Origin of the sequence: Achromobacter sp. GbtcB20 (genome assembly GCF_019091095.1) — a bacterium.
GTDB classification, from domain to species: domain Bacteria; phylum Pseudomonadota; class Gammaproteobacteria; order Burkholderiales; family Burkholderiaceae_B; genus Achromobacter; species Achromobacter mucicolens.
In genome coordinates this window covers 15,132-35,419 of record NZ_JAGXJZ010000011.1, presented here as the reverse complement: position 1 = coordinate 35,419, position 20,288 = coordinate 15,132, and the positions used below count along the sequence as shown (strand labels likewise).

16 protein-coding genes are annotated in these 20,288 nt (G+C 66.4%); 8 read left to right on the top strand and 8 right to left on the bottom strand.

The genetic code is table 11. From position 1 onward, the window contains the following. Positions 1 to 9: 9 nt before the first annotated feature. The 4 genes from KVT32_RS15650 to KVT32_RS15635 are packed head-to-tail and all read right to left on the bottom strand — an operon-like array spanning position 10 to position 3,748. Positions 10 to 372, bottom strand: a complete 363-nt coding sequence (locus tag KVT32_RS15650; protein WP_056324604.1) for a VanZ family protein — start codon at positions 370 to 372, stop codon at positions 10 to 12. A 31-nt stretch (positions 373 to 403) separates the two neighbouring features. Further along, entirely contained in the window at positions 404 to 1,834 is a 1,431-nt protein-coding gene (locus KVT32_RS15645; RefSeq protein ID WP_056323706.1) for a mannose-1-phosphate guanylyltransferase/mannose-6-phosphate isomerase, read from the bottom strand. Between the two features lie 5 nt (positions 1,835 to 1,839). After that, positions 1,840 to 2,292: a GDP-mannose mannosyl hydrolase gene (locus tag KVT32_RS15640; protein ID WP_056323709.1), complete on the bottom strand. Its 453-nt coding sequence runs from the start codon at positions 2,290 to 2,292 to the stop codon at positions 1,840 to 1,842. Between the two features lie 46 nt (positions 2,293 to 2,338). Continuing rightward, on the bottom strand, positions 2,339 to 3,748 hold the full coding sequence (locus KVT32_RS15635; RefSeq protein WP_056323712.1) for an undecaprenyl-phosphate glucose phosphotransferase: 1,410 nt from the start codon (positions 3,746 to 3,748) through the stop codon (positions 2,339 to 2,341). Positions 3,749 to 3,989: 241 nt separating this feature from the next. Here KVT32_RS15635 and KVT32_RS15630 point away from each other — a divergent pair, with 241 nt between their 5' ends. The 7 genes from KVT32_RS15630 to KVT32_RS15600 all read left to right on the top strand — a co-directional run bounded on the left by KVT32_RS15630 (position 3,990) and on the right by KVT32_RS15600 (position 13,643). Continuing rightward, on the top strand, positions 3,990 to 5,126 hold the full coding sequence (locus tag KVT32_RS15630; protein WP_062839163.1) for a polysaccharide biosynthesis/export family protein: 1,137 nt from the start codon (positions 3,990 to 3,992) through the stop codon (positions 5,124 to 5,126). A gap of 65 nt (positions 5,127 to 5,191) precedes the next feature. Then, positions 5,192 to 7,453 (top strand): GNVR domain-containing protein, encoded by a 2,262-nt coding sequence (locus KVT32_RS15625; RefSeq protein WP_152384960.1) that lies wholly within the window; start codon positions 5,192 to 5,194, stop codon positions 7,451 to 7,453. Positions 7,454 to 7,474: 21 nt separating this feature from the next. Then, positions 7,475 to 8,872 carry a phosphomannomutase/phosphoglucomutase gene (locus KVT32_RS15620; protein ID WP_217618480.1) on the top strand — a complete coding sequence of 466 codons (1,398 nt, stop codon included), beginning with the start codon at positions 7,475 to 7,477 and terminating at the stop codon, positions 8,870 to 8,872. Positions 8,873 to 8,885: 13 nt separating this feature from the next. Then, the gene (gene pgi / locus KVT32_RS15615; protein WP_056323725.1) at positions 8,886 to 10,553 is read left to right on the top strand and encodes a glucose-6-phosphate isomerase; all 1,668 of its coding nucleotides are present in this window, start codon (positions 8,886 to 8,888) and stop codon (positions 10,551 to 10,553) included. 12 nt (positions 10,554 to 10,565) lie between these two features. Further along, positions 10,566 to 11,618, top strand: a complete 1,053-nt coding sequence (galE, locus tag KVT32_RS15610; RefSeq protein WP_056323728.1) for a UDP-glucose 4-epimerase GalE — start codon at positions 10,566 to 10,568, stop codon at positions 11,616 to 11,618. A gap of 182 nt (positions 11,619 to 11,800) precedes the next feature. Then, positions 11,801 to 12,748, top strand: coding sequence for a serine O-acetyltransferase EpsC (gene epsC / locus KVT32_RS15605; RefSeq protein ID WP_056323730.1), 948 nt, complete (start codon positions 11,801 to 11,803; stop codon positions 12,746 to 12,748). 76 nt (positions 12,749 to 12,824) lie between these two features. Next, positions 12,825 to 13,643, top strand: a complete 819-nt coding sequence (locus KVT32_RS15600) for an NAD-dependent protein deacetylase (RefSeq protein ID WP_175155893.1) — start codon at positions 12,825 to 12,827, stop codon at positions 13,641 to 13,643. Positions 13,644 to 13,802: 159 nt separating this feature from the next. On the opposite strand, the gene KVT32_RS15595 is transcribed toward KVT32_RS15600, so the two are convergent. The 3 genes from KVT32_RS15595 to KVT32_RS15585 all read right to left on the bottom strand — a co-directional run bounded on the left by KVT32_RS15595 (position 13,803) and on the right by KVT32_RS15585 (position 17,653). Continuing rightward, the gene (locus tag KVT32_RS15595) at positions 13,803 to 14,657 is read right to left on the bottom strand and encodes an inositol monophosphatase family protein (RefSeq protein WP_056323738.1); all 855 of its coding nucleotides are present in this window, start codon (positions 14,655 to 14,657) and stop codon (positions 13,803 to 13,805) included. Between the two features lie 121 nt (positions 14,658 to 14,778). Beyond that, complete coding sequence (locus tag KVT32_RS15590) at positions 14,779 to 16,248, bottom strand: NAD-dependent succinate-semialdehyde dehydrogenase (RefSeq protein WP_217618479.1); 1,470 nt, start codon at positions 16,246 to 16,248, stop codon at positions 14,779 to 14,781. A gap of 142 nt (positions 16,249 to 16,390) precedes the next feature. Then, positions 16,391 to 17,653: a 4-aminobutyrate--2-oxoglutarate transaminase gene (locus KVT32_RS15585; RefSeq protein ID WP_217618478.1), complete on the bottom strand. Its 1,263-nt coding sequence runs from the start codon at positions 17,651 to 17,653 to the stop codon at positions 16,391 to 16,393. 96 nt (positions 17,654 to 17,749) lie between these two features. Here KVT32_RS15585 and KVT32_RS15580 point away from each other — a divergent pair, with 96 nt between their 5' ends. Beyond that, complete coding sequence (locus tag KVT32_RS15580) at positions 17,750 to 19,261, top strand: PLP-dependent aminotransferase family protein (RefSeq protein ID WP_371825589.1); 1,512 nt, start codon at positions 17,750 to 17,752, stop codon at positions 19,259 to 19,261. A 7-nt stretch (positions 19,262 to 19,268) separates the two neighbouring features. On the opposite strand, the gene KVT32_RS15575 is transcribed toward KVT32_RS15580, so the two are convergent. Then, the gene (locus tag KVT32_RS15575; protein WP_217618477.1) at positions 19,269 to 20,183 is read right to left on the bottom strand and encodes a DUF72 domain-containing protein; all 915 of its coding nucleotides are present in this window, start codon (positions 20,181 to 20,183) and stop codon (positions 19,269 to 19,271) included. Positions 20,184 to 20,288: the final 105 nt, after the last annotated feature.

Here is a 20,288-nt window from a genome sequence, read left to right as displayed (position 1 = left end):
GTTGTGTCCTTAAGACTTAGTGACTGCACGAAAGGAGCCGATGGCTGCGTTACCAATGTGCAAAGAGATTACTGTTGCACCAGCCGCTGAGATATCGGCCAAAAGGTCTAAGAGATCCGCCTGTCGGTAGGGAAAAAAGGATTGGATTGATTCATCCAGCGCGCCCAACGCGGTAACCGCCAGCATGGCCACGAGCGCGGGACGCCGGTTCACCGACAGGTAGATCAGCGCGGTCAGGCAGGCGTAGGCGGCCAGGTGCAGCCGCTTGTCGCCAAAGGCATCGGACATGTCCGCCGCCAGCCCTGGCAGGTTGCCCACCGTGACCAGCACGATGAAAAACAGGGCCGCCGCGGGCAGGCAAATCCTTGCCATGCCCGGGCGCCAGAAGGGAACTGAAACCTGCTCAGACACGACCGTACATATCCTGGAATCGCACGATGTCGTCTTCGCCCAGGTAAGCGCCCGATTGCACCTCGATGATCTCCAGCGGAATCTTCCCGGGGTTCTCCAGGCTGTGGATCTCGCCCAGCGGGATGTAGGTCGACTGGTTCTCGGTCAGCAGGTACTGCTTGTCGCCGTTGTAGATGCGGGCCGTTCCGGACACCACGATCCAGTGCTCGGCACGGTGATGGTGCATCTGCGAGGACAGGCGCGCGCCGGGTTTGACGGTGATGCGCTTGACCTGGTAGCGCGGTCCCTGGCCAACGGAGTCGTACGACCCCCAGGGCCGCTGGACCTCGCGGTGGTGGTTGAGCTCGCTGCGGTGCTGCGCCTTGAAGACCTCGACCAGGCGCTTGACGTCCTGCGAGCGCGACTTGTGCGCCACCAGGACCGCGTCGGCCGTCTCGATGACGACGATGTCGTCCAGGCCCACCGAGGCGACCAGCCGGCTGGTCGAATGGATGAGGCAGTTGCGCGAATCCTCCACCATGACATCGCCCGTGGTGGAGTTGCCTTCCACCGACTTCTGGGCGATGCCCCAGACGGCGTCCCACGCGCCCACGTCGCTCCACGAGGCCGCCAGCGGGATGACCACCGCGCTGTCGGTGCGCTCCATGATGGCGTAGTCCATCGAATCGCTGGGGCAGGCCTCGAACGCCGGGCCGTCCAGGTGAAAGAGCCCGTTGTCGCCATGCCCGGTGAGCACGGCGGCCTCGGCCTGCTCCAGGATCTTGGGCGCCAGCCGCCCCAGTTCGGCCAGGAAGACCGAGGCCTGGAAGGCGAACATGCCGCTGTTCCAGTAATAGCCGCCGTCGTCGATGAAGCGCTGGGCGACCTCGGGCGACGGCTTTTCCACGAACCGGCGCACGCGGCGCGCGGGCGCCATGGCGCCGGGCTCGTCGGCCTGGATGTAGCCGTATCCGCTGAGCGGCGCGGTCGGCTTGATGCCGAATGTCACCAGCGCGCCCTGACGGGCGGCGTCGTACGCCTGGGCGAAGGCCGCGCTCAGCACTTCGCCATCCTCCAGCACGTGGTCCGACGGCATGATGAGCATGATCGGGTCTTCGCCATCCTGCATCGCCCGCAGCGTGGCGGCGGCGATGGCCGGCGCGGTGTTGCGCGCGAACGGCTCCAGGATGACCTCGGCGTCCTTGATGCCCAGCTCCTCGGCCTGTTCCGCCGCAATGTAGCGGTGCGCTTCGTTGCAGACCAGGATGGGACGGGCCTGCGCGCCGGCCGAGTCCAGCCGCCGCAGGGTGTTCTGCAACAGGCTGCGGTCATCGGTCAAACGGATGAACTGCTTCGGCAGCAGTTCGCGCGACAGCGGCCACAGGCGCGAGCCTGAACCGCCGCAAAGAATCACAGCCCGGTACGGGGGACGGGGGTTGGTCATGGCTCTCACTCCTTGAAGTAGGCCTGGGTGTACGGATGCACGCCGGGATCGGCGGCGATCACTTCCCCGGGCAGCCAGCGGTAGCCGCTGTGCTGCGCCAAGGGAAGGCTTGCGGTATCCAGAGAAAGCTCGGCCTCGTAGGCGAGGACGACGTAGTGGGTGGAGCGACCCGCCTCACCCGCGAAATTCGTGCCATAGAAGTGTTCGTACACGCCGCGCGGCGTCCAGGCGAGATCGGGCAGCGAGAGGCCCAGCTCGTCCTGGACGATGCGGCGCAGCGCGCGCTGCAGGGATTCGTTCTTGCGGATCCGGCCGCCGGGCACGAACCACGCGCCCTGCGCGGGCGGATTGGCGCGCAGCCCGGTCAGGTAGTTGCCGGCGCCGTCGCGCAGCAGCAGGTCGATCGACACCAGCGGCAGCATCTCCACCGCCTGGCGGAAGTCCGCGCGGGCCAGCACTCCGCCCCGCGGCGCCGGCGCTTCGCGCACAGGCCATCCCAACGGTTTAGTAGACATTGCGGCCCGTCCAACCCGATACCGCCGTGCGCGCGATGATCAGCAGATCCATCCGGAACGTCCAATGCTGGATGTAGTAGATGTCGTGCTCGACGCGGTCGCTCATCTTGCGCAGCGTGTCGGTCTGCCCGCGAAAGCCGTTGACCTGCGCCCAGCCGGTGATGCCCGGCTTGACGCGATGGCGCATCATGTAGCGTTGCACCAGGTCCTTGTACATTTCGTTGTGCTCCAGCGCATGCGGGCGCGGGCCCACCACCGACATGTCGCCCATCAGCACGTTCAGGAACTGCGGCAGCTCGTCCAGGCTGGTGCGGCGCAGGAAACCGCCGATGCGCGTGACGCGGCTGTCGTTGCGCGTGGCTTGCGTGACCACGCCCTGTTCCTGGTGCACGGTCATGGTGCGGAACTTGTAGACGTGGAACACCTTGCCGTCCACGCCCAGACGCGGCTGCGTGAAAAAGACCGGGCCGCGCGAGGTCAGCTTGATCAGCAAGGCCACGGTCAGCATCACGGGCGCCAGGCCAATCAGCGCGCACAGCGCAAAGCTGCGGTCGAAGGCCTCCTTGGCCCAGCCGCGCACGCCGGCGGCTGGCAGACTGTTCAACTGGATGGCGGGCAGCCCCAGGAATTCGCCGATGCGATGGCCCAGCAGCTGAATGGACATGACATCGGGAATCCAGCGGATGTCCACCAGGTCGTTGCGCAGGTGATAGAGCACCTCTCGCAGCTCCTGGCCGGCTTCCATCGGCAGCACGATCCAGATTTCGCGCACGTTGTTTTCGCGCACGAAGGTGGTCAGGTTGTCCAGGTCATGCAGACGGCGGACCTGCGGGGGCAGGATCTCATGCGGTTCGGCGTAGATCCCCGATATCTGGTAGCCAGCCTCGCGGTACTTTTCCACGCGGCGCCACATGTCGTGGCCCAACGCGCCAAAGCCCACCAGCAGCACGCGCTTCTTGTCCATGCCGCGATCGCGCGCCGCGCCCAGCGCCGCATAGACGGCGATGCGCACGCCGGCCAGCGCCAGCGCCGTCATGCCGAACCAGGTTGCAGCCCATAAGCGGGATATCGCGCCGGTCTGGTGCATGAGAAAACTGACGAAGATGCCCAACGCGAACACGGTGGCCCACGCAGCCAGGCTGCGCACCACCAAATCGGTCAGGAGGCGTCCGCGCCACGACACATACAGGCGGAAGGCCGGGAAGATCGCGATCGCACCCAGGCCGCAAAGGTAGATCAGGAACAGATGAATCTGCGGAGGATCCGTCAAGGCCTCTTCCGAGAATTTCAAACCGGTGGCAGTCAGGCCGCAGGTGATGACGATCGCGGCGTCGAGCAAGCGATACAGATAGCTTGCTCCGCTGAACCTTGCCGACGTGTCCGTTTGGGACGGGTCCATCGCGCACTCCTGTTCGGGGGAAGCGCCCTGCGGCAAGCAACGACTGTGCAGTGCCGCAAAGCATGTGGCTACCGACAAAATCTTATTGAGAGCGCAACGCACCCGAAACCTCCAAACGATGTAGGAGAAGGCTTAGGGCATCCGTCGAATGTGCGGGACTAGGAAAAGCGTGTGGAATGTCTCAACCCGTTACGCATCGGGCTCCTTTCCAAGCAACGAAGTCATTCACAGTGGATTCGCCATGACTACACTTTTCGGAACGTTGAGCCGAGCCATAGCCGCTATCGCGCTCGTGTCCTCGCTGAGCGCTTGCGCCTTGTCTCCCGGCATGACGTTCAGCGCCAATCAACTCGCGGATCCGCTGGACCCGAACTCCAAGGCTGTCATCAAGGAAATCACGCCGTCGCTGGTGCTTGATGAGCAGCGCGCGCGTGAAGCGCTGCTGGACAACGAAGGCATTGGCCACCTGGTTGGCAAGCCCGGTCCCTACCTCATCGGACCGGGAGACATCCTGTCGATCGTCGTGTGGGATCACCCCGAGCTCGTGCTTCCGACGCAAACCTACGCCATCGGATCAGGGGCAACGGAATTAGCCATCGGGGATACCGCCTCGGGCATTCCGGGCTATACGGTCTCATCCACGGGATATATCCAGTTTCCGTATACGGGACTGCTGAAAGTGGCGGGGTTGACTGAACTTCAGGCGCGCAATCTCATAGTCAACAGTTCTAGCAAGTACATACAGGACCCGCAGATCACCGTACGCGTTCTGGGATTTCGCAGCAAGCGCATCTTCGTCGATGGCGAGGTAACGACGCCGGGCACGGTTGCGATCAACGATGTTCCCATGACCCTGTTGGAAGCGCTCAACAGGGCCGGAGGCATTCTGCCTACCGGCGATCGCAGTGCGGTCTATGTGATCCGCGATGGCCGTCGTACTCGCGTGAACCTTCCCGCGCTGATCGAGCGCGGCCAGGATCTGAACCAGGTCATGCTCAAGGCAGGGGACATCGTGAGAGTCACGCCGCGCGACGACAGCAAGGTGTTCGTGATGGGCGAAGTCTTCCTGCCCGGCGCCTCGGTCATGCGCGATGGCCGCATGTCGCTGACCGAAGCACTGGGCCTGGCGGGCGGGCCGAACCAGCTCACGGCCGACCCTTCGCAAATTTTCGTCGTGCGCGCCACGGAGGAGGCAAAGCCTTTGGTCTACCACTTGAACGCCGCATCGCCGCAAGCCCTTGCGGTCGGCGCGAAGTTTGAATTGCAACCCAAAGACGTCGTGTTCGTGGATACGGCCAGCCTGGTGCGGTGGAACCGCTTCATCAGCAACCTGTTCCCGAGCGCGCAAACCGTACAGACCGTCAAGTCCATCGATTAGTCCGCCTGAAAAACCCGCCTTTGGGGGCGCCGCTACCGCGGCGGCGCCCTCTCCTGGAGAGCTGCATGTCGTTGCCCATCGAATCGTTCGAGCCGTCAGTACCGGCCCGTCAGCAGGAAACCCCCTTGTCGTCCCACGTGGACGCCATTTTTTCCAACCGCTGGATGATCATTGCGATCACCCTGTTTGCGTTTCTCGGCGCGCTGGCCTACGTGATGGTGACGCCGTCGGTCTATTCGGCTGACATCATCGTGCAGGTCGAGGAGGAGCTTCCGAACGGGCAGGCGCGAAGCCTGCTGGGCGATGTGTCGTCGATGTTCGATACCAAGGCGGAAACGTCCGGCGAAATGGAAGTGCTGCGTTCGCGCATGGTCGTCGGTCCCGCGGTCGACAAATTCCTGCTCTACATCCACGCCAAGCCGCGCTATTTCCCCGTGGTGGGCGAGTGGCTTGCGCAGCGCTATGAAAGCCTGCCGTATCCGTCCGGCTTGCCGCGCGGCGGCTATGCGTGGGGCGGCGAGACCATCGCGATCTCGCAGCTGGACGTGCCCAACGAATGGCTGGGCAAGCCGTTTCGCCTGACCACGCTGGGCGAAGGCCGCTACACGCTCAGCGACAAGCTGACCGGCGCAACGTTCACCGGCACGGTGGGCAAGCCCGAACGCTTCCTGCTGCCGGGCGGCGGCGCCATGGACGTGCATGTGGACGCGTTGTCGGGCCGTCCGGGCACCGAGTTCACCGTGTCGCGCAGCTCGCGCCTGGCGGCCATCGAGAACGTGCAGTCGCACCTGGGCATCTTTGAGCGCGGGCGTACGTCGGGCGTGATCGGCGTCACCCTGGAGGGCAACGATCCGGCGCTGACGACCGCGGTGCTGAACCAGATCGGCCAGGAATACGTGCAGCAGAACGTGAACCGCAAGTCGGCCCAGGCCGAGAAGTCGCTGGTGTTCCTGGAGCAGCAGCTGCCGCAGCTGAAGGCCGAGCTGGACGCCGCGGAAACCAAGTACAACCAGTTGCGCAACAAGCGCGGCACGATCGACCTGAGCGAAGAGGCCAAGCTGATCCTCGGGCAGTCGGTGGATGCGCAGACTCGCGTGATGGAACTGCGCCAGAAGCGCCAGGAACTGATCACGCGTTTTGCGCCGACGCACCCGAGCATCGTGGGCATCGACCGTCAGATCGCGTCCTTGACCGGCGACGTCAACCGCCTGGGCAACAACATCAAGCAGCTGCCCGATCTGGAACAGGACGTGGTGCGCCTGGTGCGTGACGTGCGCGTCAACACCGAGCTGTACACGGCGCTGCTCAACAACACGCAACAGCTCAAGCTGATCCGCGCCGGCAAGGTGGGCAACGTGCGCATCCTGGATGCAGCCGTGCAGCCCGACAAGCCGGTGCGTCCGAAGGCCGCGATCATCATTGGCGTGGCCACCGCGGCCGGCCTGATCTTCGCCATCCTGTGCGCGTTCGTGCGCAACGCCCTGTTCGGCGGCCTGTCCGAGCCGGAAGACGTCGAGCGCCATACCGGCCTGCCGGTGCTGGCGGCCATTCCGTACAGCGACGTGCAGGACAAGCTCTGGCGCCGCAGCCGGCGCAAGAACGCCACCGTGCCCGCGCTGCTGGCCCAGAGCCAGGGCAACTCGCCACCCATCGAAAGCTTGCGGTCGTTCCGCAACGTGCTGCAGGCCTCGCTGCGCCAGTCGGCCAACAACATGGTCATGTTCACGGGGCCGGTGGCGGGCGTGGGTAAATCCTTCCTGTCTGCAAATTTTGCCTTCATCCAGGGCGGCGTCGGCAAGCGCGTGCTGCTGATCGATGCCGACTTCCGCAAGGGCCAGCTCAACCGGTATTTCGGCGTGCCCAAGGAAGATGGCCTGTTCGAAGTGCTGACCGGCACGATCCCGCTCAGCCGCGTCAGAAAGCACAGCGTGTCCGAGGGCGTGGACTTCATCGCCACGGGCGCCGTCACCTTCGATCCGTCCGAGCTGCTGGCGTCGCCCGTCTTCGGCGAAACCCTGCGGGAACTGGCCACGCAGTACGACATGGTGATCCTGGACACCGCGCCCGTGCTGTCCTCGCCCGACGCGGCTGTGGTCGGCACGCACGCCGCGGCCGTCATGGTGGTGGTGCGGTCCGGCATGAACACCGTGGGCGAGATCCGCGAGACGGCCAAGCGCCTGATCCAGGCGGGCGCCCCGGTGGACGGCGTGCTCTTCAATGGCTTGAAGCTGATGCCGGAACGCTTTGGCTTCCGGTCCAAGTACGGCGGTTATCGCTACTCCCGTGCGGCGTACTACGGTGATTTCAAACACAACGGTCCCAAGTGAACGCCACCCGGAGAAACTGGCATGCACGGAACTTTTGGCTGGGACACGCCGCAGATTCTGGATGCGGTTTTCAAGGCCTACGACATACGGGGAACAGTACCGGACGAATTGGATGCAAGGTTTGCCCACAGCCTGGGGATGGCGGTGGGCGCCAAGGCCCACGAGCAGGGCGTGCGGTCGATCGTGGTGGGCCGCGATGGCAGGCTGAGCAGCGTCGAACTGTCCGCGGCGTTGCAGGCGGGGCTGCGTTCGGCGGGCATGCACGTCATCGATATCGGCATGGCGACCACGCCGATGGTGTATTTCACGACCCGGCTGATGGACACCGGCACCGGCATTGCGGTGACGGGCAGCCATAACCCGCCCACGCACAACGGCTTCAAGATCGTGATGGAGGGCGGTTCGTTGTACGGCGACGGGCTGACGGCGCTGCGCGATGCGATGCGCGAGCCGATCGATTCGGCGCCCGTGGCGGGCGGGCGCACGCAGATGCAGATCACCCCGTGCTACGCGGCGCGCCTGGTGGGCGACATCCGCATGGCGCGGCCCATGAAGATCGCCATCGATTGCGGCAGTGGCGTGGCGGGCGCGGTGGCGCCGGGGCTATTTCGGGCGCTTGGCTGCGAGGTCACCGAACTGTTCTGCGAAGTGGATGGCTCTTTTCCGGGGCATCACCCGGATCCGGCTGATCCCCACAACCTGCAGGACCTGATCTATTGCCTGCGCTATTCGGATTGCGAGGTGGGCCTGGCGTTCGACGGCGACGGCGACCGGCTGGGCGTGGTCACAAAATCGGGACAGATCATCTGGCCGGATCGCCAGCTGATCCTGTTCGCCCGCGACGTGCTGGCGCGCAACCCGGGCGCCGAGGTGATCTACGACGTGAAATGCAGCCGCCATGTGGCCCGCGCCATCACCGAGGCGGGCGGCAAGGCGACCATGTGGAAGACAGGGCATTCCCTGATAAAGGCCAAGATGCGGGAGTCGGGAGCGCTACTTGCTGGAGAGATGAGCGGCCACATTTTCTTCAAGGAGCGCTGGTATGGCTTTGACGACGGTATCTACGCCGCCGCCCGCCTGCTGGAAATCCTCTCGTCGGCGCCGGACCCCTCGGCTTTGCTGGAAAGCTTGCCGCAGTCCTGCGCCACCCCCGAATTGAAACTGGAGACCACGGAAGGCGTCGAGCTTGTGCAGGCGCTGCGCGATCAAGGGGAGTTCCCCGGCGCAGTGTCGATCAACGAGCTCGACGGGATCCGTGTGGATTACGCGGATGGCTTCGGCCTTGCGCGACCGTCCAACACCACGCCAACGGTGGTACTCCGGTTCGAAGGAGACAACGTGGCCGCGCTGGCTCGTATCGAGGAGGACTTTCGCAAGGCGTTCAAGCGCATTGCACCTCACATTCGTTTACCGTTCTAAGGAGCATCACGCGATGGGAAAGGCTCAACAGGCGATTGAGGCGTTAAGGGCAGACTCCGGACTGGCAAACAGCCCCGAGTGGATGGCTTTCGCGCAGGCTGCGCAGAACGCCGAACTGGACGCCAGTGCGCTCAAGGTGATCGAGGCGGCAGGCTTGTGCGTGGACCTGACCATGCAGCGCCAGTCGCCGTCGCTGGACGGCGCCGGCATGGCGCTGCTGCAGGCGCGCGGACTGGAAGAGGCGCGCCGCGCGCTGTTTGCCGGGGAACCGGTCAACTGGACTGAAAACCGCGCGGCATGGCATACCGCGCTGCGCGCGGGACGCACGCGCGAACAGCCCGAAGGGCAGGACGCGGATTCCGTCTGCGAGTATTCGCGCATGACCGACTTTGTGCGGCGCGTGGACCAGACGGCGGACTTCTCCACCGTCCTGCACATCGGCATCGGCGGCAGCGACTGGGGCCCGCGCCTGGCGGTGCAGGCCTTCGGCGGACCGCTGCAGCGCCGGCAGATCCGCTTTGTCTCCAACATCTGCGGCCATGCGTTCCATGACGCCGTGGCCGGGCTGGACCCGCGCCGCACGCTGGTGGTGGTGTCGTCCAAATCCTTCACCACGACGGAAACGCTGCACAACGCCCGCGCCGCCATTGCATGGCTCAAGCAGGGCGGGGTGGCCGACGTGTCCGACCATCTGGCGGCGGTCACCGCCAATGCGCCGGCCGCGCGCGCGCTGGGCGTGCCGTCCAGCCAGGTCTTCAAGATGTGCGACTGGGTGGGCGGGCGCTATTCCGTCTGGTCGGTCGCCGGCTTGTCGATCGCGCTGACGGTGGGCGTGGACGTGCTGATCGGCATGCGCGCGGGCGCCGAGGCGATGGACCAGCATTTCCTGCAGACGCCGTTCGCAGCCAACGCGCCGGTGCAACTGGCGCTGGCCGGGCTGGTCAATTGCAGCGTGCTGGGATTCAACTCGCTGAACGTCGCGGCCTATAGCGGGCGCCTCTTGCACCTGGTGACCTATCTGCAGCAGCTGGAGATGGAATCGCTGGGCAAGCGGGTCGCGGGCGATGGCTCGGCAGTCGGCGTGCCGACGGCCCCCATCATCTGGGGCATGCCGGGCACCGACGGCCAGCACACGTTCTTCCAGTGGCTGCATCAAAGCGAGGAAGGCGCGCCGGTCGACTTCATCGCCAGCCTGCAAGGGCATGCCGACAGCCCCGATGCGCATCGCATGCTGCTGGCCAACTGCCTCGCGCAGCGCCAGGCGCTGTTGCGCGGCAAGAGCCTGGAGCAGGCGATGCTGGACGTGGCGCACATCGACAACCAGGAGCGCGCGCTGACGTTGGCGCAGCACATGGTGCATCCGGGCGGCCGGCCGTCGACGCTGATCGTCCTGCGCCAGCTCGATCCGCGCAGCCTGGGCGCGCTGCTGGCCCTGTACGAGCACAAGGTGTTCGTGCAGAGCGTGGTCTGGGGCATCAACCCCTTCGACCAGTACGGCGTGGAACTGGGCAAGCGGCTTGCCAGCGGCATCGAGCGCGAGCTGGCGGTGCCGGTGTCGGCGGGCGTGGTCGACTGGGGCCATGATGCCTCCACGTCGTACTGGATCGACCGCTACCGCAGCCATGCGCAGGCCCCGCGTCCCCGCCATGCGTGGGTGCCGGGCATGGCGGCCCATCTCTGACGGAGCATCGACATGCCGGACACGCACGTGCTGGTGACGGGCGGCGCAGGGTATATCGGCACCCACACGCTGGTGGCGATGATCGCCGCCGGCCTGCGGCCGCTGGTGCTGGACAACTTCAGCAACGGCAGCCGCGAGGCCGTGCGCCGCGTGGAGCAGCTTTGCGGCACGCCGATCCCGCTGGTCGAAGGCGACATCCGTTCGCCCGGGCTGGTGGCCGGCGTGCTGGCGCAGGCGGCGGCACGCGGCATGCCCGTGCAGTCGGTGCTGCACCTGGCCGGGTGCAAGGCGGTGGGCGAATCGGTGGCGAACCCGCTCAAGTATTACGACAACAACGTGCAGGGTTCGCTCGTTCTCTTGCGCACCATGCGTGAGGCGGGCGTGTCGCGGCTGGTGTTCAGCTCGTCGGCCACGGTGTACGGCGAACCGCAATACCTGCCGTTCACCGAGGCCCATCCGCTGGCGCCGGCCAATCCGTATGGCCGCACCAAGCTGATGGTCGAGGAAATGCTGAAGGACGTCTGCGTGGCCGATCCCGCCTTCAGCGCCGTCACGCTGCGCTACTTCAATCCCATCGGCGCGCATCCCAGCGGATTGATCGGCGAGAGCCCGCGCGACCTGCCCAACAATCTCTTTCCGTTCATCACGCAGGTGGCGGTGGGGCGCCAGCCGTTTTTGCGCGTGTTCGGCGACGACTACGACACGCCCGACGGCACCGGCGTGCGCGATTACCTGCACGTCATGGATCTGGCGCGCGGCCATGTGCAGGCGCTGACCTATGCGGAAACCCATCCGGGGTTCGTGGCGGTCAACCTGGGAACGGGGCAGGGCACCAGCGTGATGGAACTGGTCCACGCGTTCGAGCGTGTCAATGGCTGCAAGATTCCGCTGCGCGTCCTGCCGCGGCGGCCGGGCGATGTCGAGCGCATGTGGGCCGATCCGGCGCTGGCGGCGTCGCTGTTGGGCTGGTCCAGCACGCACGGCGTGGACGCCATGTGCGCGGACGGGTGGCGCTGGCAGCAGGGCAATCCGCAGGGCTACGAGGTCGAGCCGGCAACGGCATAACCCCAACGCCATATCGGATGACTTTCGGCCTGCGCGCCAGAGCGGTTACAGTTGACGGAATTATTGCGAAGCAGCATTGCCCGGAGCCTTGCCCCGGGGGCTTCGCACCGTCAGCGAGGCAAACCCATGTTCGTTATCCATCCGACTGCCGGAACCGCCGGCTCCCTGTCCGGAGTCCGGCAATGAGCGGCCCCACCCATTTCCCCACCGCGCACTGGAACCTGGACGGCATCGTGTCCGGCCTGCGTGAGGCCCGCGTCGCCTGGCGCGGCCCGCGCGGCCGCCTGCGCGACGATGCCGGGTTGCGCGAGTTCCCTTCTCAAGAGAGCCTGCGCCAGATCGTCAAGGATCTCTGTGGCGCCTTGTTCCCGATGCGCCTGGGTCCCATCGACCTGCGCGAGGAAGTCGAGGACTTCTACGTCGGCCACACCATTGGCGCCGCGCTCGATGCGCTGCTGCATCAGGTCTGTCTGGAACTGCAATACGAAGGCCGGCATGACCCGGCCCTGCAGGCCGACACGCAACAGCGTGCCACGGAGATCGTGCGCCAGTTCGGCGCCCAACTGCCGGCCGTGCGCGCCGCGCTCGACCTGGATGTGATGGCCGCCTATCAGGGCGACCCGGCCGCGCACAACGTGGACGAAGTGCTGCTGTGCTATCCCGGCGTGGCGGCAATGATCCATCATCGTCTTGCCAATGTCCTGTATCGCCTGGGCGTGCCGATGCTGGCGCGTATCGTGGCCGAGATCGCTCACGCCGACACCGGCATCGACATTCATCCGGGCGCGACCATCGGCCGCAGCTTTTTCATCGACCACGGCACGGGCGTCGTGATTGGCGAAACCGCCATCATTGGCGACCGCGTGCGGCTCTACCAGATGGTCACGCTGGGCGCCAAGCGCTTCCCGCCTGGCGAAAACGGCGAACTCAAGAAGGGCCTGGCGCGCCACCCGCTGATCGAGGACGATGTCGTGATCTACGCGGGCGCCACGATCCTGGGCCGCGTGACGATCGGCAAGGGATCGACCATTGGCGGCAATGTGTGGCTCACGCGCAGCGTGCCGCCGGGCAGCAATGTGACGCAGGCAAGCCTGGTCAGCGACATGCCCGATTGCGGGCTGGGCGGCTGAGGGCCGCGGCTCGCGCGGCGCGAGCTGCGGCGCGCGGGTGTGGCCATCGCGGGTGCGTCAATTCGAGGAGCGAGGATTGGATACAGCAGTTCCGGAGCTGGCCGCGCTGCGCGGCTTCATCGACCGCCATCCGCGGCTCTTCGTCCTGACCGGGGCCGGCGTCAGCACCGACTCGGGCATCCCTGACTATCGCGACACCGAAGGCGAATGGAAACGCCAGCCGCCCATGACGCTGCAGATGTTCATGGGCGGCGAACTGGCCCGCGCGCGCTATTGGGCGCGCAGCATGGTGGGCTGGCGCCGCTTCGGGCACGTTCGGCCCAACGCGTCCCATCTGGCGCTGGCGCGTCTGCAGGCGCGCGGCAACGTCGACATCCTGGTGACCCAGAACGTGGACGGCCTGCACGAGGCCGCGGGCAGCCGCGATGTCGTGGACCTGCACGGCCGCCTGGACGCCGTGCGCTGCATGAACTGCGACTGGCGGGGCGGCCGCCACGACTGGCAGGAAAAACTGCACGCGCTGAATCCGGACTGGATGCAGCTGGAGGCCAGCGATGCGCCCGACGGCGACGCCGACCTGGACGGCCACGACTTCTCGCGGTTCGCGGTGCCGCCCTGTCCGCGCTGCGGCGGCATCGTCAAGCCCGACGTGGTGTTCTTCGGCGAGACGGTCCCGCGCGAGCGCGTGGAGCGCGCCAATGCGGGCCTGGAAAGCGCCGACGCGGTGCTGGTGGTGGGCTCGTCCCTGATGGTGTATTCGGGCTACCGCTTCGTCACCGCCGCGTCGCGTAACGGCTTGCCCATCGCCGCCATCAATCTGGGACGCACCCGCGCCGACAGCCTGCTGACCCTGAAAGTGGAACTGCCCTGCGCGGTGGCGCTGGAAGCGCTTTAAGAAGAAGCGGGTCGGCCGGTTTTTGAGCGGTCTAAGCAAGTGCTTGCCCGGCAACGCTTTTTTCGGCCGGTTACAGACCTTTCCATAGGGTTGTCCACAGGAACTGGGGATAACTCCTAGGGATAACCCCAGTTTTTCGGGGTGGTTTCAAGCGCGCTGTCAAGTCTCGATGGATTCCAATGCGTCCCCCAGCAGCGCCTTGCGCGCCGCATGCCAGCTTCCGGCGTCAGGGGCGTAGAGCAATCCGCCCGTGCGGTGGGTGGGCTTGTAGGGCGAGCCGTCGAAATGCGCCGCATAGCCGCCCGCTTCCCGATGCAGCAGCCAGCCGGCAGCGTGATCCCACGCGGTCAGCTGGTTGTACAGCGCCACATGGCAATGGCCCGCGGCAAGCATGCGGTATTCGTGCGCGGCGCAGCGCAGCGAGGCTGTGCTGCCCAGCTGCGAGAGGTTGCCATTGACGGTGGTACGCAGCGGCTCGGGCAGGGCGCCGGTGGAGATCATGCCGTCCATGTCATGCGGGGGCGCGGGGCTGGCAACCGCCAGCGGCGCCCGCTTGCCGTTTTCGAATTCCAGCCAGGCGCCTTCGCCGCGCACCGCCAGCGCGCTGTCGCGGCTGACCGGGTCGTAGATCACGCCAGCGATCACGTCGCCGCGATGGCAGGCCGCGATCATCATGCCGAACAGCGGCAGGCCCGCGACGTAGTTGCGCGTGCCGTCGATGGGGTCGATGAGGAATGCGAGGTCGGCGTCGACCAGCATGTTCAAGAGGGCGGGATTGCGCGCCGAGGCTTCTTCGCCGATCAGCACGGCGCCGGGATGCAGCTTGGCCAGTCGCGCGGCGATCAGGCGTTCGGCGGCCTCGTCGGCGTCGGTGACCAGATCGCGCGGGGAGGTCTTGCCGCGCACGGCGCCTTCTGGCAGGTTGCGAAACCGCGGCATGACTTCCGCCTGCGCGGTTTCCGCCAGGATGGCCGCCAGCCTGCGGGTGTCCTCAAGGGTGAAGGTTCTGCTCATACGGACTCTTCCAGGGAACGCGCAAATCTAACACGCCTGGATGGTATCGGAATGAACACGGCGCGCACATCGGCCACGCGGTCGACAGGCGCGCGCGGCGGGCCGCCGCGCGCGCCTGGTTTCATGCGCCGAGGTCGACGCAGAGGTACTTGATCTCCAGGTACTCTTCGATGCCGTACTTGGAGCCTTCGCGGCCAAGGCCCGACTGCTTGACGCCGCCGAACGGGCCGACCTCGTTGGAGATGAGACCGGTGTTGATGCCGACGATGCCGTATTCCAGCGCTTCGGACACGCGCCAGATGCGGGCGTAGTCGCGCGTGAAGAAGTACGCGGCCAGGCCGAAGATGGTGTCGTTGGCCATGCCGATGACTTCGTCCTCGGACTCGAAGCGGAACAGCGGCGCGACCGGGCCGAAGGTTTCCTCGCTGGCAAAGCGCATCGATTGCGTCACGTCGCGCACCACGGTGGGTTCGAAGAACGTGCCGCCCTTCGCGTGCGGCTTGCCGCCCGCGATGACCTTGGCGCCGTGCGAGGTGGCGTCGGCGATGTGCTCCTGCACCTTCTCGACCGCGTTGCGGTCGATCAGCGGACCCTGCGTCACGCCGTCTTCAAAGCCGTCGCCCACCTTCATGGCGTTGACCTTGTCGACCAGGCGCTTGGCGACTTCCTCGTACACGCCGGCCTGCACGTAGATGCGGTTGGCGCACACGCAGGTCTGGCCGGCATTGCGGTATTTCGAGGCCAGAATGCCGTCGACCGCGCGGTCCAGGTCGGCGTCGCCGAACACGATGAAGGGCGCGTTGCCGCCCAGTTCGAGCGACAGCTTCTTGATGGTGGGCGCGCATTGCTCCATCAGCGTGCGGCCGACTTCAGTCGAGCCGGTGAAGCTCAGCTTGCGCACCACGTCGCTTTCGCACAGGGCCGCGCCGATGTCGCGCGAGCTGCCGGTGATGACGTGAAAGACGCCGGCCGGCACGCCGGCCTCTTCGGCCAGCACGGCCAGCGCCAGCGCGGTCAGCGGCGTCTGCTGGGCGGGCTTGACGATCATGGTGCAGCCGGCGGCCAGGGCCGGGCCGGCCTTTCGGGTGATCATCGCGGCCGGGAAGTTCCAGGGCGTGATCGCGGCGGTGACGCCGATGGGCTGCTTGAGCGCCACCAGGCGTTGGCCGGCCTTGGGGCTTTGCAGGATGTCGCCGTCGACGCGCTTGGCTTCCTCGGCAAACCACTCCAGGAACGAGGCCGCGTAGGCGATTTCGCCGGCCGCCTCGGTGACGGGCTTGCCCTGTTCGGACGTCATGATGGCAGCCAGGTCTTTCTGGTTCTGCATCATCAGTTGCGCCCACTTCAGCAGGATCGCGGCGCGTTCCTTGCCGGTCTTGGCGGCCCAGGCGGGCAGCGCGGCCTGGGCGCTGGCGATGGCCTGTTCGGTTTCCTTGCGGCCCAGCTTGGGCACCGACACGATGGTCTTGCCGGTGGACGGATTGTCGACGGGGATCGATGCGCCTTCGCCGGCGCCAACCCACTTGCCGTTGATGTAGCAGGCGTCGCGCAGCAGGTCGGGACGGGCGAGGGGATGGGACAGTGCTGTCATTTGGGAGTCTCCTTGATGGGTGCGGCGGGCCAAGCGACGACGGGCGCGGCAGGGTTCAGGCTTGAGATCCAAGCCGGGAACCTGCTACGCCCGCAATCGTTATGCCCGCCGGCCGAATAACCGGTTAGTCAGGGCTCGCGCCTCAAGCGGCAAGCGCCTCGGACAGGATGTCCAGCGCGCGTGCGAACTGGGCGTCGGGAATGGTCAAGGGATACAGGAAGCGCAGGACGTTTCCGTATACACCGCAGCTTAGCAAAATCAGGCCGGCGTCGAGGGCGCGCTTCTGCACGCGCTTGACCGCTTCGGCGTCGGGCTTGCCCGCCGCGTCGTTCAGTTCCAGCGCGACCATCGAACCCAGGCCGCGCACGTCGGCGATGCCGGGCACCTTGCCGCGCAGGCCTTCCAGGTGGGCGCGCAGCTTGTCGCCCAATTGGGTGGCGCGTTCGCACAGCTTTTCCTCGGCGATGACGTCCAGCACGGCGTGCGCCGCGGCCACGGCCAGCGGATTGCCGGCGTACGTGCCGCCCAGGCCGCCCGCGGCAGGGCCGTCCATGATCTCGGCGCGGCCGACGATGCCGGAGATGGGGAAGCCGCCGCCCAGGCTCTTGGCCATCGTGATGATGTCGGCCTGCACGGTGTGATGCTCCATCGCGAACAGCTTGCCGGTGCGGCCAAAGCCCGTCTGGACTTCGTCGGCGATCAGCAAGATGCCGTGCTCGTCGCAGACCTTGCGCAGCGCCGTCATCAGTTCGGGCGGCGTGATGTTGAAGCCGCCTTCGCCCTGCACGGGCTCGATGATGATGGCCGCGACGCGCTTCGGATCGATGTCGACCTTGAACAGCAGGTCCAGCGCCTTGAGCGAATCGGCCACGCTGATCGATTGCGTGGCGTTGGGGAACGGCACGTGATAGATGTCGCCGGGCATGGGGCCGAACGACAGCTTGTAGGGGGCGACCTTGCCGGTCAGCGCCATGCCCAGCATCGTGCGGCCATGGAACGAGCCGGAGAAGGCAATGACGCCCGAGCGGCCGGTGGCCGAGCGTGCGATCTTCACGGCGTTCTCGACGGCTTCGACGCCGGTCGTGAAGAAGGCGGTCTTCTTCAGGCCATCGATGGGGGCCACGCGGTTGATGCGCTCGGCGAGCGAGATGTAGCCTTCGTACGGCACGATCTGATAGGCCGTGTGCGTGAAGTTGTCCAGCTGCGCGGCGACCGCGGCCTTGACCTTCGGGTGCAGGTGGCCCGTGTTCAGCACGGCGATGCCGCCTGCGAAGTCGATGTATTCCTTGCCTTCGGCATCCCACAGCGTGGCGTTTTCCGCGCGCACGGCATAGAAGTCGCACATGACGCCGACGCCGCGGGGCGTGGCCAGGGAACGGCGGGTATTCAGATCCTGATTCTTCATCTCGGTCTCGATGAGAGTGATGGGCGGTAAAGCACTTATTTAATGCTACGATGGCCCCACTTGTGGGAACCACTTTAATAATTCAGGTAGAACCAATTGCGGTCCATCGTCGGTGACTTGCTGCTGCTGCGCCTGGCCGATGGCGCCAGCGAGCCCATGAACAAGCGGCTCTACCGCGGCATCCGTGAAGCCATCCTCGATGGTTCCATTGCCGCGGACTCGCGCCTGCCCGCCACGCGGGACCTGGCGGCCGAGCTGGGCATTGCCCGCAACACGGTCGTGCATGTCTACAGCCAGCTGCTCGCCGAGGGCTATACCCGCAGCCGGCAAGGCAACGGCACGTTCGTCAATGCGTCGGTGCCGGACTCCTACCTGGCCAGCGGCCGCCGCGCGCGCCAGGCGCACGAGGCGGCTTCGCGTCCCTCGCTGTCGCCGCGCGGCGCGGCCATCGTCGATGGCGTGTCGGCCTCGCCCTACCAATGGGGGGCGTTCATGCCGGGCGTGCCCGACCTGACCGAGTTTCCGCACAAGAAGTTTGGCCGCATCTTCAGCGCGCTCTGGCGCAACCCCGCGCCGGACCTGCTGACGTATTCCTACGGCGGCGGGCTGCCGGCGCTGCGCGAGGCGCTGGCGCAGCATCTGGCGCTGACCCGGTCGATCGACTGCGATCCCGAACAGATCATCATCACCGAAGGCTCGCACCAGGCCATCGACCTGGCCACGCGCATCCTGGGCGAGGCGGGCGAAACGGCGTGGGTCGAGGACCCCGGCTACTGGGGCGCGCGCACCATTCTGCAGGCCAACGGTCTGCGCACGGTGCACCTGCCCGTGGACGAAGAAGGCATGCGGTTGCCGGACACCGTGGGCACACCGCCGCGCTTCATCTTCGTCACGCCTTCGCACCAGTATCCGCTGGGGCCGGTCATGTCGCTGGCCCGCCGGCGGCAACTGCTGGCGGTGGCGCGGCAATGCGGCAGCTGGATCATCGAGGACGACTACGACAGCGAATTCCGCTTCTCGGGCAGGCCGATCGCGTCGCTGCTGGGCCTGGAGTCCGACGCGCCGGTGATCTACATGGGCACGTTCAGCAAAACGCTGTACCCCGGGCTGCGCGTGGGCTATCTGGTGCTGCCCAAGCCGCTGACCGCGGCATTCCAGGCCGCGCACGCCGAGCTGTACCGCGAGGGTCACCTGATGACGCACGCGGCGCTGGCGACGTTCATTTCCGAAGGCCATTACGCGGCGCACATCCGCCGCATGCGCATGCTGTATGGCCGCCGCCGCGCCATGCTCGTCAACCTGATCGAGCGGCGGCTGGGACCGGACTGGCTGCATCGCGACGCCAGCATGGCCGGCCTGCACCTGGTGCTGACCCTGCCGCCCGACATGGACGACCTGCGCGTGGTCGAGGTGGCCCGCAGCAAGGGCGTGCTGACGCGGGCGCTATCGCGCTACTACGTAAACGACGAAGGACGCCGGCCGGGGCTGTTGCTGGGCTACGCCTGCGTGCCGGAGCACGACATCGCACGCAAGTTCGAGGTGCTGCTGGAGAGTCTGGCCGAAGTGGCGCGGCCCTTGGCGCGGCCTGCCGCCAAGGCGGGAGCCTGATACCCGTTTACACGCCCGGCAGCGTCAGCGCCGAGGCGAAGGCGGCGGCGTTGCGCATGCCCTGGTCTTCGAAGTTGGTGTTGAACACCGCGTGGGCCTGTCCCGATTGCGAGGCCAGCCGGGTGAAGCGGGCGACCAGTTCGGCCAGTTCCGCTTCCGAGTACTCGTACTGGAACCTTCCCGACGACGCGGCGCCCGAGGCGTTCCAGGTAGCCGCGTTGCGCCCGTGCAGGCGCAGCAGCGTCAGGTCCGGATGGGTGCTTTCCCAGACCGCAGGCACCGTGTTGTCAAAGCCTTGCGGCGCGTCCACGACGGTGTGCACCACGCCCAGATCGCGCTCGAAGGCCAGCGTGTTCGCCGTCGCGCCAGCGGTCTCGAACCAGCTGCGGTGGCGGAATTCCACGGACACCAGGTGTTCCTCCATGCGCCGCGCGCAGTCGGCCACGCGCGCCATGCCCCGGGCGTCCCGCCGTATCCAGGGCGGAAACTGGAAATGCACCGCACCCAACTTGCCCGGCATCCGCAAGGGCTCGATGGCCAACTGGTAGCGCCGCCAGAGTTCGTCGCGCAGGTCGGCGGGCACGCGGTCGTGGTAGATGACCGGATCCGGCCAATCGGCCAATTCGCGCTGGATGTCGCCGGGCAGGGCCGAGAGCGGCGTCTGGTGGCCGGTAAATAGCCGGAAGGCCTTGATGTTGAAGACGAAATCGTCCGGCGTACGCGTGGCCCACCGGTGCGCGTTGTCGGGGGTGGGCATCGCGTAGAAGCTGGAGTCGACCTCGGCCAGCGAAAAGCGCGACGCGTAATAGCGCAGCCGGGATTCGGCGCTGCGGGCGTCGGGCGGATAAAAGCGGCCGCAGGCCAGCAGGGTAGGGTCGGTCCAGGAGGCGGTGCCGGTCAGGATGCGGGGGAAATCGGGCATGGCGCCAGGCGGTTCAGACGGATTCGCAAAAATTCTGTATAAATATACAGTGTTCATCCGGAGCCGGCCTTGGCTCCTTCCTTTTTGCGGCCGCAGCGCTGCGGC

Coding starts and splice junctions, on each gene's coding strand:
- KVT32_RS15595 (WP_056323738.1), bottom strand. CDS start 14,657: ATGAGCAGAACCTTCACCCTTGAGGACACCCGCAGGCTGGCGGCCATC.
- KVT32_RS15585 (WP_217618478.1), bottom strand. CDS start 17,653: ATGAAGAATCAGGATCTGAATACCCGCCGTTCCCTGGCCACGCCCCGC.
- KVT32_RS15635 (WP_056323712.1), bottom strand. CDS start 3,748: ATGGACCCGTCCCAAACGGACACGTCGGCAAGGTTCAGCGGAGCAAGC.
- galE (WP_056323728.1), top strand. CDS start 10,566: ATGCCGGACACGCACGTGCTGGTGACGGGCGGCGCAGGGTATATCGGC.
- KVT32_RS15625 (WP_152384960.1), top strand. CDS start 5,192: ATGTCGTTGCCCATCGAATCGTTCGAGCCGTCAGTACCGGCCCGTCAG.
- pgi (WP_056323725.1), top strand. CDS start 8,886: ATGGGAAAGGCTCAACAGGCGATTGAGGCGTTAAGGGCAGACTCCGGA.
- KVT32_RS15630 (WP_062839163.1), top strand. CDS start 3,990: ATGACTACACTTTTCGGAACGTTGAGCCGAGCCATAGCCGCTATCGCG.
- KVT32_RS15645 (WP_056323706.1), bottom strand. CDS start 1,834: ATGACCAACCCCCGTCCCCCGTACCGGGCTGTGATTCTTTGCGGCGGT.
- KVT32_RS15620 (WP_217618480.1), top strand. CDS start 7,475: ATGCACGGAACTTTTGGCTGGGACACGCCGCAGATTCTGGATGCGGTT.
- epsC (WP_056323730.1), top strand. CDS start 11,801: ATGAGCGGCCCCACCCATTTCCCCACCGCGCACTGGAACCTGGACGGC.
- KVT32_RS15650 (WP_056324604.1), bottom strand. CDS start 372: ATGGCAAGGATTTGCCTGCCCGCGGCGGCCCTGTTTTTCATCGTGCTG.
- KVT32_RS15575 (WP_217618477.1), bottom strand. CDS start 20,183: ATGCCCGATTTCCCCCGCATCCTGACCGGCACCGCCTCCTGGACCGAC.
- KVT32_RS15590 (WP_217618479.1), bottom strand. CDS start 16,248: ATGACAGCACTGTCCCATCCCCTCGCCCGTCCCGACCTGCTGCGCGAC.